The organism is Burkholderia pyrrocinia (genome assembly GCF_018417535.1).
Taxonomy (GTDB): Bacteria; Pseudomonadota; Gammaproteobacteria; order Burkholderiales; family Burkholderiaceae; genus Burkholderia; species Burkholderia pyrrocinia_E.
The window spans coordinates 2240379-2256404 of the sequence record NZ_CP070978.1 but is presented as its reverse complement, the minus strand read 5'-3'; the positions used below and the strand labels follow the sequence as shown (position 1 = coordinate 2256404).

The window sequence follows — 16026 nt, the reverse complement described above, 5'->3', positions numbered from 1 at the left end:
CGGCCGCCGGCCGCGCCGTGGCGTTCAGGTCGCGCGCTTCGGCATGAACCGCGCGGTCGGCAGCCCCGCATGCCGCGTCTGCGCGACGAACACGCCGCCCGCATGCGCATCGCTTGCCAGCGCGTCGTCGCTCAACCCGACGCGCGCGCTCGTCACGTACAGGCGACCTTCGCCGTCGAGCGTTGCGCAGCTCGGCTGTGCGGTCGGCACGTCGACGCGCGCCGTCTCGACGCCGTCCGGCCCGTAGCGCACGACCCGCCTGCCGCCCCACTGCGCGTTCCACAGGCCGCCGTCGCGATCGATCGTCGAGCCGTCCGGGTCGCCGTCCGGGTCGGTCAGGCGCGCGAACGGCCGCACGTTCGCGACGTCGCCGCCCGCACGGTAATCGCAGACGAAAATCTCGCGCGCGAGCGAATCGCAGAAATACATCTTCGAACCGTCCGGCGAGAACGCGATGCTGTTCGCGATCGCCGCCGGCGGCAGCGCGAGCCGTTCGAGCGTGAGATCCGGATTGAGCCGGTAGAATCCGCCGACCGCACGCGGCGGTTCGGCACCTTCGTCCTTCATCCCGAGCACGAACGCGCCGAACGGATCGCAGCGCCCGTCGTTCAGCCGCGTCGGCAGTTCGGGCTCGACGTCGACGATCCGCGTGAACGCGCCGCTGCGCAGGTCGAAGAACGCGAGATGCGTCGCGAGCCCGACGAGCAGCACGTCCGGATCGTCGGTCAGCGCGAAGCACGCGAGCCGCTCGGGCATCGCCCACGGCGTCAGGTCGGAACCGTCCGCGCGGCATCGCCACAACTGCGCGCCTTCGATGTCCGTCCAGTACAGCGCGTGTGTCGCATCGCACCACGTCGCGCCTTCGCCGAGCGTGTTGCGGCTGTCGGCCAGCAGCGTCGCCGACGCGGCCGGATGAGTCTGTTGCATGCCGTCTCCCGATATCTTGTCGCATTCGCGGGCGGCCGCGCTCTCGTCAGATCTTCATCGCGCGCCGCTGATTGCGACGATACTGGTCGAACAGCACCGCGAGCAACAGAATTCCGCCGCGTATCAGATATTGGTAAAACGTCGGTACGTTCAGCAGGCTCATCGCGTCCTGCACCGCGCCCATGATCAGCACGCCGACGAGCACGCCGGAGATCGTCGCGACGCCGCCCGTCAGCGACACGCCGCCGAGCACGCACGCGGAGATCACGCCGAGTTCGAGGCCGACCGACGTCTTCGGATCGCCGAGGCTCATCCGCGACGCGAGCATCACGCCCGCGAAGCCCGTCACGAGCCCCTGCAGCACGAACACCGCGATCTTGATGCGCATCACCGGCAGCCCCGCGAGCAGCGCGGCCTCGCCGTTGCCGCCGACGGCCAGCACGTTCTTGCCGAACACCGTCTTGCGCAGCAGGAAGCCGAACACGACGAAGCCGACGATGTTGCTCCAGATCGGATACGAGATGCCGAGGAACGAGCCGGACCCGAGTTCGAAGAAGCGTTCCTCGGAAATCATCACCGCGTCGCCGTTCGACGTGATGAATGCGAGCCCGCGCACGACTTCCATCATCGCGAGCGTGACGATCAGCGAATTGATCCGGTAGCGCGCGATCAACACGCCGTTGACGAGCCCGACCGCGCCGCCCGCGAGCACGCCGGCCGCGGTACCGAACAGCACGCTGTGCGTCGCGGTGATCAGCGTCGACGCGACGACGCCCGAGAACGCGACGATCGACGCGACCGACAGGTCGACCTCGCCGAGCGCGAGCACGAACATCATCGTCACCGCGATCGAGCCGATCAGCGTGACCGACAGCAGCAGGCCCTGGATGTTGCGCGGCGTGAGGAAGTCCGGCACCGTCAGCGACAGCGTCGCGAACAGCACGAGAAACACCATCACGATGCCGGAGCGGTTGATCAGTTGCCACACGCCGCCGCGCGCTCGCGCGGGCGCGGCGGCGGCATCAGGGGACGGGGAGGTGCGTTGGGGTTGCATTGCCTGGCTCATGTCATTTGCATTCCGGTTGAACAGCAAGCCGCTAGCGCGGCAGCGCGAGCTTGATCAGCGCGTCGGGCGTCGCCTGCGCCTTCGCCACTTCGCCCGCGATCCGTCCTTCCTTCATCACGACGATCCGGTCCGACACGCCGATCACCTCGGCCAGATCGCTCGACACGAGGATCACCGTGCGGCCCGCTTCCGCGAGTTCGTAGAACAGGTTGTAGATTTCCGCGCGCGCGCCGACGTCGATGCCGCGCGTCGGCTCGTCCATCAGGAACACGTCGATGCGCTCGGCCAGCCAGCGCGCCAGCACGACCTTCTGCTGGTTGCCGCCGGACAGCGCGCCGATCGGCGTGTCGCCGTCGCGGGTCTTGATCGCGAGCCGCTCGATGTAGCGTTGCGCGAGTTCGCGTTCGCGCCGCGTGTCGAGCAGCATGCGGGCCGGGCTGAAATGGCGGCGCGCGCTGATGTTCAGGTTGTCGGCCACCGACGCGATCGCGACGATGCCTTCCTGCTTGCGGTCTTCCGGGCACAGCGCGATGCCGGCGCGCACCGCATCGCGCGGGCCGGCAAACGCGACACGCCGCCCACCCAGCTCGACATAGCCAGCGGTCGGGCGCACCGCGCCGTACAGCAGCTTCATCAGCTCCGAGCGACCGGCACCGACGAGCCCGAAGAAGCCGACGATCTCGCCGCGCCGCGCGGTAAACGACACAGGCTCGGCGAGCCCGGGCCCCGTCAGCCCTTTCGCCTCGATCAGCATGTCGCCGGCCGCGCGCGGCCGGTAGCCGTACACGTCCTCGATCGAGCGGCCGACCATGCAGCCGATCAGCCGGTCGCGGTCGAGATCGGCGACCGAATCGAACGTGTCGATCCGGCGGCCGTCGCGAAACACCGTCACGCGGTCGCACAGTTCGTAGACTTCTTCCATCCGGTGCGTGACGTAGACGATCGCGCGCCCTTCCGCGCGCAGCGCGCGGATGATCCGGAACAGCTGCGTGGCCTCGCGCGCGGACAGCGAGCTCGTCGGTTCATCGAACGCGATCACGCGCGCGTCGCGCATCAGCGCCTTGCCGATCTCGATCATCTGGCGCTGGCCGATCGACAGGTACTTCACCGGAATGCCCGGATCGATATGCTCGCCGAGCCGCTCCAGCGCATCGAGCGCGCGCGCGGCGAGCGTGCGCTCGTCGACCACGCCGAGCCGGCTCGGCAACTGCCCGAGCATCAGGTTCTCGGCGACCGTCAGCTCGGGCACCAGATGCAGCTCCTGGTAGATGATCGCGATGCCGGCCTCCAGTGCGGCGCGGGTCGACGCGAAGCGCTGCACCGTGCCGTTCAGCGTCAGCGTGCCGGCCTGCGGCTGGTTCACGCCGGACAGCACCTTCAGCAGCGTCGATTTGCCCGCGCCGTTCTCGCCCATCAGCCCGTGCACTTCGCCCGCGCGCACCGCCAGCGACACGGCGTCGAGCGCGCGCACGCCCGGGAACGTCACCGTGATGCCGTCGAGCGCGAGCAGCGGGCCGTCCGGCGGCCGCGCGCCTGCTTCCGCGGCGTCGCCGAGGGACACGGCCGTCATCGTCTGCATCGTCATCGCGTTCTCGCCCCGGCCGCTCAGATGCCGAGCTCGGTGCGCACGGCCTGCCAGTTGGCGCGCGTCATCAGCTTGCCGCTCGTCTGCGTGTCGGCCGCCGGCGTCTTGCCGTTGCGGATCCAGTCGACGAGATTCTGCGTGCTGTCCTTGCCGTGGTTCGTCGAGCTGACCGCGATCGTCCCGTAGAAGCCGGTCGGCTCCTTCTTCTGGAACTCGGCGAACGCTTCGCCCGCGCCGTTGATGCCGACGCCGATCACGTCGGCCGCCGGGATGTGCAGCTGTTCGGTCGCGCGCACCGCGCCGAGCACGGTTTCCTCGTTCAGCGCGTAGACCACCCATTTCTTCACGTTCGGATGCCGCGCGAGCACCGGCGCGGCCGCGCTGAAGCCGCCTTCGTCGTCGGTCGTCTTCTGCGGCGCGTCGAAGATGTTCTCCTTGCGGAAGCCGTTCGCGAGCAGCGCCTGCGTCGCGCCGTCGGTGCGCAGCTTCGCGGTCGGCAGCTCGTAGTTGGTGATCCGCAGCGCGCCGACTTCCTCGGGCTTCCAGCCGCGCCGCTTCATCTCGTCGGCGATCGCCTGGCCGACCTGGTTGCCGATCTTGGTCGCCGACATCCCGAGGTGCGGCACATTCGCGAGCGGCTTGCCGGTCGAATCGACGAGCTGGTCGTCGACGGTCACGAACTTCATGTTGTAGCGCTTCGCGCGCGCGGCGATCGCCGGGCCGAGGCGCACGTCGGGCGCGCAGATCACGAAACCCTGCGCGCCCTGCGAACCGAGGTTGTCGATCGCGGCCAGCACCTTCTCGCCGTCGGGCGTGCCGATCTTCACAACCGAGAAATTCTCCTTCTGGCCGAGCGCGGACGCCGCGTTCTGTTCGTTGATGAACCACGCCTGCTCGGGCATCTTCACCAGGAAGCCGATCTTCAGCGGCGCGTCGGCGCGCGCGGCGCCCTGCATCCCGAGCGGCGCGATGCAAAGCGCGGCGAGCAGCGCGCGCAACGTGTGTCGGCGAATCGTGCGAGTCGTGCGGTTCATGCGGTGTCTCCTTTCTACTGGCTTGGGTCGTAATGATTCGTCGTGCGCGGTCGCGGCGAAGCGCGCCGGCACGTTCAGCGGCCGAACGCGTCGGTCTGCACGCGCCGGCCGAACAGAAACGCATCGGCGACGAGCCGCAGCGGCCGCGCGTCGACGTCGCTTTCGCCACGCGCGATCAGCGCATGGAAGTGCGCATACAGCGCCGGATACTCGCGTTCGGGCCCGATCTCGACCGGTTCGCCCGCGATCGACAATTGCGCGCCGCCGCGGCTGATCGCGAGCACGCCGTCGGCCGTGTCGACCGCAATCTCCCATTGCTCGACCGGGCCGTGCCGCCAGTCGAATTCCGCGCGCACGGGCACGCCGTCGGTATCCGCGCAATCGAGTTCGGCCGCGATCGGCGTCTGCACGTCGCTCGGCACGTAGAGCGTCGCCTCGCGCAGCACGAGCTCGCGCGGCAGGATTCGCGTGACGATCGACAGCGCGTTGATGCCCGGATCGAACACGCCGAGGCCGCCGGGCTCCCAGATCCACTGCTGCCCCGGATGCCAGCGCCGCACGTCCTCCTTCCAGCGCACCTGCACCGCGCGGATCGCGCGTGTCGCGAGCCACGCGCGGGCGGGCTCCACCGCGCTCGCGCAGCGCGAATGCCAGGTCGCGAACAGCGTGAGGCCGCGCTCGTGCGCGAGCGCCTCCAGCGCGGCCACTTCGCCGAGCGTCGCGCCCGGCGGCTTCTCGAGCATCACGTGCTTGCCGGCTTCGAGCGCGGCGCGCGCCTGCGCGTAGCGCACCTGCGGCGGCACGCACAGCGACACGGCGTCGAGTTCGCGCTCGGCGGCCAGCAGCGCGCGGAGATCCTGATAGTTGCGCACACCGGTGACTTCCGCGTGGCGGCTCGCGCACGCGGTCAACGCGAAGCCCGGTTCGGCGGCGATCGCCGGAAGATGCTGGTCGCGCGCGATCTTGCCGATCCCGACGACACCCAGCGAAACCCGATCATTCATCGTGCACTCCTCCTTCGCGTATCGCTCAGTGCGCCCAGCGCAGCACGAGCGGATCGAGCCGGCGCGCGATCGCGAGCAGCTCCGCGCGCGTGTCCGGATGCAGTTCCGGCATCGGATGCCGCGGCCGCTCGCACGCGATCACGCCGCCTTCGCGCATCAGCGCCTTCGCGGCGAGGATCCCGGACTGGCGGTTCTCGTGATTGATCAGCGGCAGCCACGCCTGGTAGCGCGCGTACGCGTCGTCGTGGCGCCCCTCGCGCCACGCTTCGAGGATCGGCCGGATGCCGTCCGGATACGCGCCGCCCGTCATCGCGCCGGTCGCGCCCGCATGGAGGTCGGCGAGCAGCGTGATCGCCTCCTCGCCGTCCCACGGCCCCTCGATCGCATCGCCGCCGAGCCGGATCAGCTCGCGCAGCTTGTTCGCGGCACCGGGCGTCTCGATCTTGAAGTACGCGACCTGCTCGATCTCGCGCGCCATCCGCGCGAGGAACGGCGCGGCGAGCGCGGTGCCGCTCGCGGGCGCGTCCTGGATCATGATCGGGATGTCGATCGCGTCGGACACGCGCGCATAGAAATCGAAGATTTGCGCCTCCGGCACGCGGAACGTCGCGCCGTGATACGGCGGCATCGCCATCACCATCGCCGCGCCGAGCTGCTGCGCGCGCAGGCTGCGCGCCGCGCATACCTGCGTGCCGTAGTGCGACGTCGTGACGATCACCGGCACGCGGCCGGCGACGTGTTCGAGGATCGTGCGCGTGAGCACGTCGCGCTCGTCGTCGGCGATCGCGAACTGCTCGGAGAAGTTCGCGAGGATGCACAGCCCGTCCGAGCCCGCGTCGATCATGAAATCGACCGCGCGTTTCTGGCTCGCGAGGTCGAGCTCGCCGGTGTCGGTGAAGGTCGTCGGGACGACCGGGAAGATGCCGCGATAGCGCGGCGTGCTGCTCGATGTCATGGCTCGGTCCTGCGTCGGTCGAATCGGCGTTCAGCCGGAAAACAAAGCGTTCACGATTCGCGGGCGAGCGTGCCCGCGGCCGGCTGCGGCGCGCGCAGCGTCGCGCGGACCACGAACGTGATCAGCACCGCGAACAGCAGCGTCGCCGCGAGGAAATACAGGCCGGCCGCGAGGCTGCCGGTCGCCTGCTTGATCAGGCCGATGCCGTACGGCCCGACATAGCCGCCGAGATTCGCGAGCGAATTGATCGCGGCGATGCCGACCGCCGCGCTCGTCCCGGTCAGGAATTCGCCGGGCAGCGTCCATACGACGGCCTGGATCGAGTAAAGCGAGAACGCCGTGAGGCAGATGAACAGGAACTGCAGCGCGGGCTGCCGCGCCCATGCGCTCGCGGCCATCGTCAGCGCCGCGGCGGCCGACACGACGACGATGTGCCAGTAGCGTTCGCGCGTGCGATCCGAGTGACGCGGCACGACCAGCAGCCCGACCACCGCGAACAGGTACGGCACGGCGGACAGCAGGCCGGTGGCCGCGTCGCCCGCGCCGAACGCGTGAATGATCGTCGGCAGCCACAGCGACAGCCCGTAGATGCACAGCGGGAACGGCAGGAACAGCGCCGCGAGCAGCAGCACGCGCCGGTCGGCCAGCGTGGCGAGCGGATTGCGGTGCGCATCGGGGCGGTATGTGTCGCGATCGGCGGCGAGCTGGCGCGCGATCCAGCGCCGTTCGTCATCGTTCAGCCAGCGCGCCCGCGCCGGCGATTCGGGCAGCAGCCGCAGCGTCGGCCACGCGAGCAGCACGGCAGGCAGGCCGCTGACGACGAACAGCGTCTGCCAGTTCGACAGCCCGAACAGCCCGTGCGTGGACAGCAGCAGCCCCGCGAGCGGGCCCGTCACGATGCCGGCGAGCGGCTGCGCGAGCACGAGCAACCCGATCACGCGGGCGCGGTCGCGCATCGGGAACCATTGCGTGAGGAAGTAGAGGATGCCGGGATACAGGCCGGCTTCGGCCGCGCCGAGCAGGAAACGCAGCACGTAGAAGCTGGTCGGCCCCTGCACCAGCGCCGTCGCCATCGTGATCGCGCCCCACGTCGCGAGGATCCGCGCGAACCACACGCGCGCGCCGAAGCGTTCGAGCGCAAGATTGCTCGGCACCTCGCACAGGAAATAGCCGATGAAGAACAGGCCCGCGCCGAGCCCGTACGCGGCGTCGCCCAGGCCGATCGCCGCGTTCATGTGCAGCTTCGCGAAGCCGACGACGGTACGGTCGACGTACGCGACCACGTAGATCAGCGCGAGAAACGGCACGAGCTTGCGCGTGAGCAGCCGGGTCAGTTGCCGTTCGTTGACGGCGGTCGGCGAGTCCGGCTGTCCCGCCGCCGGTTGCGCGGGCGTGTACTGCGTCGTCATCCTGTCTCCTGTTCGCCCACGTCGGCACTTGTTGCGTGGGTTCCCTGCTTCGCTGTCGGCATACGCCGGCGCGTCAGCGCGTGCGTACGCCCCCTGCCCTGCGATCGGCCGCAGCCGACGCTGCGCGGTTTTCCGTCCGGCCCCGTGGCTGTCGATTGCCGTCCGCGACCGCGGGCCGCAGCCCGCCGCTCAATGCGAATGGCTCGGCACGTCCGCGCCGCGCGTGCCGACCAGGAAGTCGAGGTCGCACCCCTCGTCGGCCTGCAGCACGTGATCGATATACAGCCGCGCATAACCGCCCTTGCCGAGCTGGCCGGCCACGCCCGGCGCCGCGGTCGGATCGACGTCCGACAGGCGGCGCTGCAGTTCGTCATCCGTAATGTCGAGATGCAGCGAGCCGGCCTCGCAGTCGAGCTCGATCCAGTCGCCGTCGCGCACGGCCGCGAGCGGCCCGCCGGCGGCGGCTTCCGGCGCGACGTGCAGCACGACCGTGCCGTACGCGGTGCCGCTCATCCGCGCATCGGAAATCCGCACCATGTCCTTCACGCCCTGGCGCAGCAGCTTCGGCGGCAGCCCCATGTTGCCGACCTCCGCCATCCCCGGATAACCGCGCGGCCCGCAGTTCTTCAGCACGAGCACGGAACTCGCGTCGACGTCGAGCGCTTCGTCGTTGATCGTGGCCTTGTAGTGATCGAGGTTCTCGAACACCACCGCGCGGCCGCGATGCTTCAGCAACTCGGGGCTCGCCGCCGACGGCTTCAGCACCGCGCCGCGCGGCGCGAGATTGCCGCGCAGGATGCGGATGCCGCCGTCCGCGATCAGCGGCCGGTCGAGCGGGCGGATCACTTCGTCGTCGTAGTTCGGCGCTTCGCGCACGTTGTCCCACAGCGACCTGCCGTTCACCGTCAGCGCATCGGGGTTCGGCAGCAGCCCGCCTTCGCCGAGCCGGCGCAGCACGGCCGGCAGCCCGCCCGCGTAATAGAACTCCTCCATCAGGAAGCGCCCCGACGGCATCAGGTCGACGATCGTCGGCGTGTCGCGGCCGATGCGCATCCAGTCCTCGAGTTCGAGCGGCACGCCGATGCGGCCCGCGATCGCCTTCAGGTGGATCACCGCATTGGTCGAGCCGCCGATCGCCGCGTTCGCGCGGATCGCGTTCTCGAACGCCGCGCGCGTCAGGATCTTCGACAGCACGAGCCCTTCGAGCGCCATCTCGACGATGCGGATGCCCGACATGTGCGCGAGTACGTAGCGGCGAGAATCGACGGCCGGAATCGCCGCGTTGTGCGGCAGCGCGACGCCGAGCGCCTCGGCCATGCACGCCATCGTCGACGCGGTGCCCATCGTGTTGCAGGTGCCGGCCGAACGCGACATCCCGGCTTCGGCCGACAGGAAGTGATGCAGGTCGATCTCGCCGGCCTTCAGCGCTTCATGAAGTTGCCACACGGCCGTGCCGGAGCCGATGTTCTTCCCTTCGAGCTTGCCGTTCAGCATCGGGCCGCCCGACACGACGATCGCCGGCACGTCGCAGCTCGCCGCGCCCATCAGCAGCGCGGGCGTCGTCTTGTCGCAGCCGGCGAGCAGCACGACCGCGTCGATCGGGTTGCCGCGAATCGCCTCCTCGACGTCCATCGACGCCAGGTTGCGCGTGAGCATCGCCGACGGCCGCAGGTTCGATTCGCCGTTCGAGAACACCGGGAACTCGACCGGGAAGCCGCCCGCCTCGGAGATCCCGCGCTTCACGTACTCGGCGAGCTTGCGGAAGTGCGCGTTGCACGGCGTCAGTTCGGACCACGTGTTGCAGATGCCGACGATCGGCCGGCCGTCGAACTCGTGATCGGGGATGCCCTGGTTCTTCATCCAGCTCCGGTACATGAAGCCGTTCTTGTCGTTCGTGCCGAACCATTGGGCGGAGCGCAGCCTGGGTTTTGTTGCCGACATCGTCAGTCCTGTGGTGACGGGATACCGGCGCAGTCTAGGCAGATTTTTGATAACTCGCTAATGACGTTTTAGGCGATTACGATATCGATTCCGATATCGATATAAACCCGTACGATGCCCGATGCCAGCCCGTGGGGAAACCGCAGCCGCCTGAAGACCCGCCAGCTCCTGCTGGTCGTCGCGCTCGCCGACGAAGGCAGCATTCATCGCGCGGCGGCCGCGCTGAACATGACGCAGCCGGCCGCGTCGAAGCTGCTGCGCGAACTCGAGGAATCGATCGGCGCGGTGCTGTTCGAGCGCCTGCCGCGCGGGATGCGGCCGACGCTGTACGGCGACGCGCTGATCCGCCACGCGCGCGCGGCGCTCGGCAGCCTCGACCAGGCGCACGAGGAACTGGCCGCGCTGAAGGCCGGCCATCTCGGGCATGTGGCGGTGGGCGCGATCACGTCGCCCGGCCTGCGGCTCGTGCCGCCGGCCGTGGCCGCCGTGAAGGGCACGCATGCGGGCCTGCACGTGTCGGTCGAGATCGACACCAGCAACGTACTGCTGGAACATCTCGCGCAGGACAAGATCGACATCGTGCTCGGCCGGCTCTCCGCCGAACACGACAAGCTGCGCCTGCGCTACGAGCCGCTGACCGGCGAGTCGGTGGCCGCGGTCGTGCGGCCCGGCCATCCGCTGCTCGCGCAGGCGCCGCTGTCGCTCGCGGACGTGCAGCGCGCCGCATGGGTCGTGCCGCCGGCCGGCAGCGTGCTGCGCCATCGCTTCGAACTCGTGTTCCAGCGCGCGAGCCTCGCGCCGCCCGCGAACCTCGTCGAGACGTCCGCGCTGCTGTTCATCACGCAACTGCTCGAACAGAGCGACATGATCGCGGTGCTCGCGGAGGACGTCGCGCGCTACTACGCGCGACACGGGATCGTCACGGTGCTGCCGCTGGAGATGGATTGCCGGATGGACGATTTCGGGATCATCACGCGCACCGACCGGCTGCATTCGCCGGCCGTCACGGTGATGGCCGACGCGATCCGGGCGGCTGCGCGGGAGGTGTACGGGATCGGGTTGTGAGGCGCGTGCCGGATGACGTTCGGAAGACCGCGACCACGCGCCAAACCGGAGGCGCCGCGCGCCCTTCGGTTTCCGGCACTCGCGGCACGCGTCACGCGGCCGCGACCTCGATCACCGGTTCACACCGGATCGGGAAGTTCACCGAGTTCGCCACATAGCACTTCGCATGCGCGTCGTGATGCAGCCGCTCGGCGAGCGCACGATCGTCGCCCGCACGGATCGTCACGTGCGGATGCAGCACGATTTCCGTGAAGCGGCCCGCTTCGGCGCTGTCGACCATCGTCCCTTCCGCATCGTCGACATACGCAAGCACCCGGATCCCCGCATCGGAACACAGATGCAGATACCAGAGCTTATGGCACGCCGAGGCCGACGCGAGCAGCAAATCCTCCGGATTCCAGCGCGCCGCGTCGCCGCGGAACGCTGCGTCCGACGAGCCCGGAAGGTCCGGCTTCGAACCCGCGCGGATCACGTGATCGCGACCGTAATCGCGATACCCCGACGTGCCCGTTCCCCGGTTGCCGGTCCACTCCACCGTCACGCGGTACTTATGTTCGCCATGGGCCATCTCGCTCTCCTTCGATATCGGAACGTGAGGCGGTCATTGTGGCACCGGAATGCCATTTGGTATACCATTATTCCAAAATGAGGAACCCGACGGGATGGAAGCCAGACTCGATTCGACGGCGGACGCGGTGGCCGCATCGCTGCGGGAAATGATTATCAACGGCGAGCTGCACGGCGGCGAGCGGCTCGTCGAACGCGACCTCGCCGAGCGTTTCGGGATCAGCCGGATTCCGATGCGCGAAGCGATCCAGCGGCTGGAGCGCGAAGGGCTGCTGGACATCTTCCGCAATCGCGGCGCGGTCGTGCGGATGCTGGGCGCGTCCGACGTGCAGGAGATCTACGACATGCGCGCGCTGCTCGAAGGCGACGCGATCTATCGCAGCGTGAAGCGGCTCGACGACGAGACGCTCGCGCGCGCCGAACTCGTGCATCGGCTGCTCGGCGAATCGAACGTGCCGCGCCGGCAAGGCGAGCTGAACCGCGAATTCCATGCGCGGCTGTATTCGTGCTGCGGCAACGAGCGGCAGTTGAAGGCGATCGCGGAGCTGCGCAGCCAGGTCGAACGATATGAGCGCCTGCAAGCCACGCTGCTCGCGGACACACCGTCGTTCCAGGTCGAGCACGAGGAGATCCTGCAAGCGTGCCGCGAACGCAATGCACGCGGCGCCCGCGCGATGACCGTCGCGCATCTCGATTCGGCTCGGCGCATCGTGTTGCGGCTCGTCGAAGGCGGGTGACGCCGGCACGTGTCCGGCCACGGTTATGCGAGCAGTCAGCTGACCGGCCCGTGCGGCCCGGGTCTTCGCACTTCCGGGACGTTCTGCGCCCGTAGAACGGCGCAGCGCGCTTATCCACCGCTGCCGTGAACCGCGCAGGTCGGTGAGCCGTCATTCGGCTTTTCGCGCACCCTTCCCGAATTCGCACGGCATGGACAATACCCGCCGGCAACTCCCCCGAACCCGAACGCGCCTCGTCCGGTGCTCCCCGGCAAATCCGACCGCGCCGCCCGTTCTCCCGCACGCCTTTTCGTCTAAACGCAACAAGGTCAACTTACGATTGAGAATAGCTCTCATTTGCATTAAATTTCGGCTCGCAAATGTACTGTTTGGAACACGGTTGCCGGCGCGAGACGGCCCGCGGTGCCCGAACGCGGACCAATCTTTGAAGGACGGGGTATGAGCAGGAAGAAATGGGCGGCCGCACCGATGGCCATCGTCGTCGGCACGGCCGGGCTGAACGCCGCCGATGCTCAGGAGCTGTCGCTGCCCGCGATCGAAATCTCCGGACAGCGCACGAAGGCACCGTTTCGCGCGCCCGAATCGACGAGCGCGACGCACACCGAGACGGACGTGATGGAGATTCCGTTCGCGGTCAGCAGCGTCGATACGAAACTGATCCAGACCGTGGCCGCCACGCGCGGTGACGACCTGTACGACTGGGTTGCCGGCGTCGCGCGGCAAAACAACTTCGGCGGCCTGTGGGACAACTACGCGGTGCGCGGCTTTGCCGGCGACGGCAGCACGTCAGGCACCGACTACCTCGTCAACGGCTTCTCGTGGAATCGCGGCATGAGCGTGCCGCGCGATACCGCGACGCTCGAGCGCATGGAAGTCCTCAAGGGCCCCGCGTCCGCGCTGTACGGCCGCGGCGACCCGGGCGGGCTCATCAGCTACACGACGAAGCAGCCGCAGTTCGCGCGCTCGAACACGATCGGCGTGTCTGCCGGCAGCTACGGCGCGCTGCGCGAGACGCTCGATTCGACCGGCCCCGTCACGAAGTCGCTCGCGTACCGCTTCATCGCGATGAACGAGGACAACGGCAGCTTCCGCGATACGGTGTCGAGCAAGCGCTACCTGTTCGCGCCGTCGTTCACGTGGGATATCGGCACGGACACGACGCTCCACTACGAATTCGAGACCGCACGCCAGCGCGCGCCGCTCGATCGCGGCGTGGTCGCGGTCAACGGGCAGCTCGGTGCGGTGCCGGCGTCGAGGTTCATGGGCGAGCCGCGCGACGGCGATTACGACGTGCGCAACTCCGGGCACCAGTTCACGCTCGAACATCGCTTCAATGCCGACTGGTCGGTCAACGCCGGCTTCGCGCAGCGCGACACCGACCTGTCCGGCCGCTCGTCCGAGGCGTTCTCGCTGCAGCCGGACGGCCGCACGCTGTGGCGCCGCTACCGGCAGGTCGCGTTTCACTCTAACGACGTGCAGGGGCGTGTCGAAGTGGCCGGCAAGACTCGCACCGCCGGCATCGGCCATTCGTTCGTAATGGGCGTCGACGCGTACCGCTTCAACTACGACCAGTTCGTCTCGCGCTCGACGCCGACGGCCGCCGCGCCGTATGCGATCGACATCTTCGATCCGGTCTACGGCCAGCCGGCGCCCGTGCCGCGCACCGCGACGAACCTGCTGGAGCGTGACGACGGCCAGGGCCTGTACGCGCAGGACACGCTCGCGTTCGGGCCGCACTGGAAAGTGCTCGCCGGGTTGCGCTGGGACCGCTTTCATCAGTCGGTCGAGAATCGCCTGAAGGGCGTGACGACGAGCCAGCTGCAAACGGCGCTGAGCCCGCGGCTCGGCATCGTGTACGAGGCCAGCCCCGCGCTGTCGCTGTACGCGAACACCGCGTATTCGTTCCGGCCGAACAACGGCGCCGACGTGAACGGCCGCGCGTTCGATCCGGAGAAAGGGCACGGCTACGAAGCCGGCGTGAAATGGGCTGGCACGCGCTGGCTCGCGACCGTCGCTGCGTTCTACGTGAACAAGCGCAACGTGCTGACCGCCGATCCGGCGAATGCCGGGTTCTCGCGCGCGGCCGGCGAAGTGCGCAGCCGCGGCGTCGAATTCGAATGGAACGGCGAACTGGGTCACGGATTGCGCGGCATCGTCAACCTCGCGTACGTCGATGCGCAGGTCACGCACGACAGCGTGCTGACGCCGGGCGCACGCCTCGTCGACATTCCGCGCCTGAGCGGCAGCGCGCTGCTGATGTACGAAACCGCGCTGCCGCTCGTCGACAAGGCCGGCGCGGGCGCGGGCGTGATCTACGTCGGGCGCCGCGCGGGCAACACCGCGAACACGCAGGACGGCTTCGACCTGCCGGCTTACGCAACCGTGCAGCTCAACGGCTATGTGCAGGTCAACAAGCATCTGCGTGCGTCGGTCGTGCTGAACAACCTGTTCAACCGCACGTACTACGTCAGCTCGTACAACAGCCTGTGGGTCACGCCGGGCGCGCCGCGCAGCCTGTTCGCGTCGCTCGCGTACTCGTTCTAGAACGGCTGCCGCTACGGCGCGGCGCGCGGACGCAAAAACGCCACCGACCGCGGGGCACTTCCATCCATTGCCCGCAACAGGCATATGCGACGCGCGTCGGCCCGCCGCTACGTGGCCGTGCGCCGCCGCGGCGCCGCGCCCGTCGTCCGCCGCACCACCAGCCGCGGCGCCGACGCCGTCCGCACGCGCGACGCATCGTCGATCTGCCCGCCTGCCTCGCGCAACGCGTTGAGCAATTCAACCGCGAGTCCGGCCGCCTCGCCGGTCGGAATGGCGACCGTCGTCAACGTAGGCCGCGTATCGCTCGCCAGATGAATATCGGTGATGCCGACGATCGACAGGTCGTCGGGCACGCGCCGGCCGCGATCGGCCGCTGCGTGCAGCGCGCCGATCGCGGGCAGGTCGTTGGTCGCGACGAGCGCGGTCAGCGCGGGGTGCGCGTCCAGCAGCTGCCCCGCCGCGCGCACGCCGCCTTCGATCGAATCGTGCCCGGCGCCGACGCGCGACGCGTCCAGCCCGGCTTCGCGCATCACGTCGACGAAGCCGTCGTAGCGCGCGGCCTGCACGCCATTTGCCGACCCGCCGACGATCACGCCGATCTCGCGATGGCCGAGCTCGACCAGATGCCGCGTCGCGATCCGCCCCGCCTCGCGGAAATCCACCGCGACGCACGGCAAGCCTTCCGGCGGCGCATCGGGCCGCTCCCACAGACACAGCACGACCGGCACGCCGCGCCGTGCGACGTCGACGAGATCCGGCAGGTGCAGGTTCGCGTTCGTCACGAGAATGCCTTCGGAAATCGTGCCGGCGATCTGGTCGAGATACGCTCGCCCCTGCAATGGATCTTCGTTGGTATTGCAGACGATCAGGAATTGCCCGTTGCGGCGCACCGCACGTTCGACCGCCAGCGCGAACTCCGGATAGAACGGGTTCGCGATGCTCGACACCATCAGCGCGACCGTCGGCGCGCGTCCTTCCGCCAGCGCCCGCGCGGCGAGATGCGGCCGATAGCCGAGCGCCTGCACCGCTTCGAGCACCCGCGCACGCGTGGCTTCGCCGACCCGGCCGCGGTTGCGCAGCACGTTCGAAACCGTCGCTGCCGTCACGCCGGCGCGACGGGCAACTTCATCCAGTGTCGCCATCGTTTGCTCACTATATGAGACGTCGATCCAGTATTTGCTTCGCTTACCGA

13 protein-coding genes are annotated in these 16026 nt (G+C 68.8%); 3 read left to right on the top strand and 10 right to left on the bottom strand.

What is annotated here, in order from left to right; translation table 11 throughout:
- Window positions 1-24: 24 nt before the first annotated feature.
- The 8 genes from JYG32_RS28280 to JYG32_RS28245 all read right to left on the bottom strand — a co-directional run bounded on the left by JYG32_RS28280 (window position 25) and on the right by JYG32_RS28245 (window position 9921).
- On the bottom strand, window positions 25-927 hold the full coding sequence (locus JYG32_RS28280) for an SMP-30/gluconolactonase/LRE family protein (RefSeq protein WP_213265795.1): 903 nt from the start codon (window positions 925-927) through the stop codon (window positions 25-27).
- A gap of 46 nt (window positions 928-973) precedes the next feature.
- Window positions 974-1993: an L-arabinose ABC transporter permease AraH gene (gene araH, locus JYG32_RS28275; protein WP_174379525.1), complete on the bottom strand. Its 1020-nt coding sequence runs from the start codon at window positions 1991-1993 to the stop codon at window positions 974-976.
- Between the two features lie 31 nt (window positions 1994-2024).
- Window positions 2025-3578: an L-arabinose ABC transporter ATP-binding protein AraG gene (gene araG, locus JYG32_RS28270; protein ID WP_213265794.1), complete on the bottom strand. Its 1554-nt coding sequence runs from the start codon at window positions 3576-3578 to the stop codon at window positions 2025-2027.
- A 20-nt stretch (window positions 3579-3598) separates the two neighbouring features.
- Window positions 3599-4612 (bottom strand): arabinose ABC transporter substrate-binding protein, encoded by a 1014-nt coding sequence (locus JYG32_RS28265; protein WP_213265793.1) that lies wholly within the window; start codon window positions 4610-4612, stop codon window positions 3599-3601.
- A gap of 74 nt (window positions 4613-4686) precedes the next feature.
- Window positions 4687-5616, bottom strand: a complete 930-nt coding sequence (locus JYG32_RS28260; RefSeq protein ID WP_213265792.1) for a Gfo/Idh/MocA family protein — start codon at window positions 5614-5616, stop codon at window positions 4687-4689.
- A 25-nt stretch (window positions 5617-5641) separates the two neighbouring features.
- Window positions 5642-6571, bottom strand: coding sequence for a dihydrodipicolinate synthase family protein (locus JYG32_RS28255; protein WP_213265791.1), 930 nt, complete (start codon window positions 6569-6571; stop codon window positions 5642-5644).
- Between the two features lie 50 nt (window positions 6572-6621).
- Window positions 6622-7980 (bottom strand): MFS transporter, encoded by a 1359-nt coding sequence (locus JYG32_RS28250; RefSeq protein WP_213265790.1) that lies wholly within the window; start codon window positions 7978-7980, stop codon window positions 6622-6624.
- A 189-nt stretch (window positions 7981-8169) separates the two neighbouring features.
- Entirely contained in the window at window positions 8170-9921 is a 1752-nt protein-coding gene (locus JYG32_RS28245; protein WP_213265789.1) for an IlvD/Edd family dehydratase, read from the bottom strand.
- Window positions 9922-10035: 114 nt separating this feature from the next.
- Here JYG32_RS28245 and JYG32_RS28240 point away from each other — a divergent pair, with 114 nt between their 5' ends.
- On the top strand, window positions 10036-10986 hold the full coding sequence (locus JYG32_RS28240) for a LysR substrate-binding domain-containing protein (RefSeq protein WP_213265788.1): 951 nt from the start codon (window positions 10036-10038) through the stop codon (window positions 10984-10986).
- Between the two features lie 91 nt (window positions 10987-11077).
- Here the strand turns inward: JYG32_RS28240 and JYG32_RS28235 are convergent, their stop codons facing one another.
- The gene (locus JYG32_RS28235) at window positions 11078-11554 is read right to left on the bottom strand and encodes an OsmC family protein (RefSeq protein WP_213265787.1); all 477 of its coding nucleotides are present in this window, start codon (window positions 11552-11554) and stop codon (window positions 11078-11080) included.
- Window positions 11555-11648: 94 nt separating this feature from the next.
- On the opposite strand from JYG32_RS28235, the gene JYG32_RS28230 reads away from it, so the two are divergent.
- Both JYG32_RS28230 and JYG32_RS28225 read left to right on the top strand, forming a co-directional pair.
- Window positions 11649-12290: a GntR family transcriptional regulator gene (locus tag JYG32_RS28230; protein WP_213265786.1), complete on the top strand. Its 642-nt coding sequence runs from the start codon at window positions 11649-11651 to the stop codon at window positions 12288-12290.
- A gap of 438 nt (window positions 12291-12728) precedes the next feature.
- Window positions 12729-14834, top strand: a complete 2106-nt coding sequence (locus JYG32_RS28225; protein ID WP_213265785.1) for a TonB-dependent siderophore receptor — start codon at window positions 12729-12731, stop codon at window positions 14832-14834.
- Window positions 14835-14941: 107 nt separating this feature from the next.
- Here JYG32_RS28225 and JYG32_RS28220 read toward each other — a convergent pair whose 3' ends face one another.
- Window positions 14942-15976 (bottom strand): LacI family DNA-binding transcriptional regulator, encoded by a 1035-nt coding sequence (locus JYG32_RS28220; protein WP_174379536.1) that lies wholly within the window; start codon window positions 15974-15976, stop codon window positions 14942-14944.
- Window positions 15977-16026: the final 50 nt, after the last annotated feature.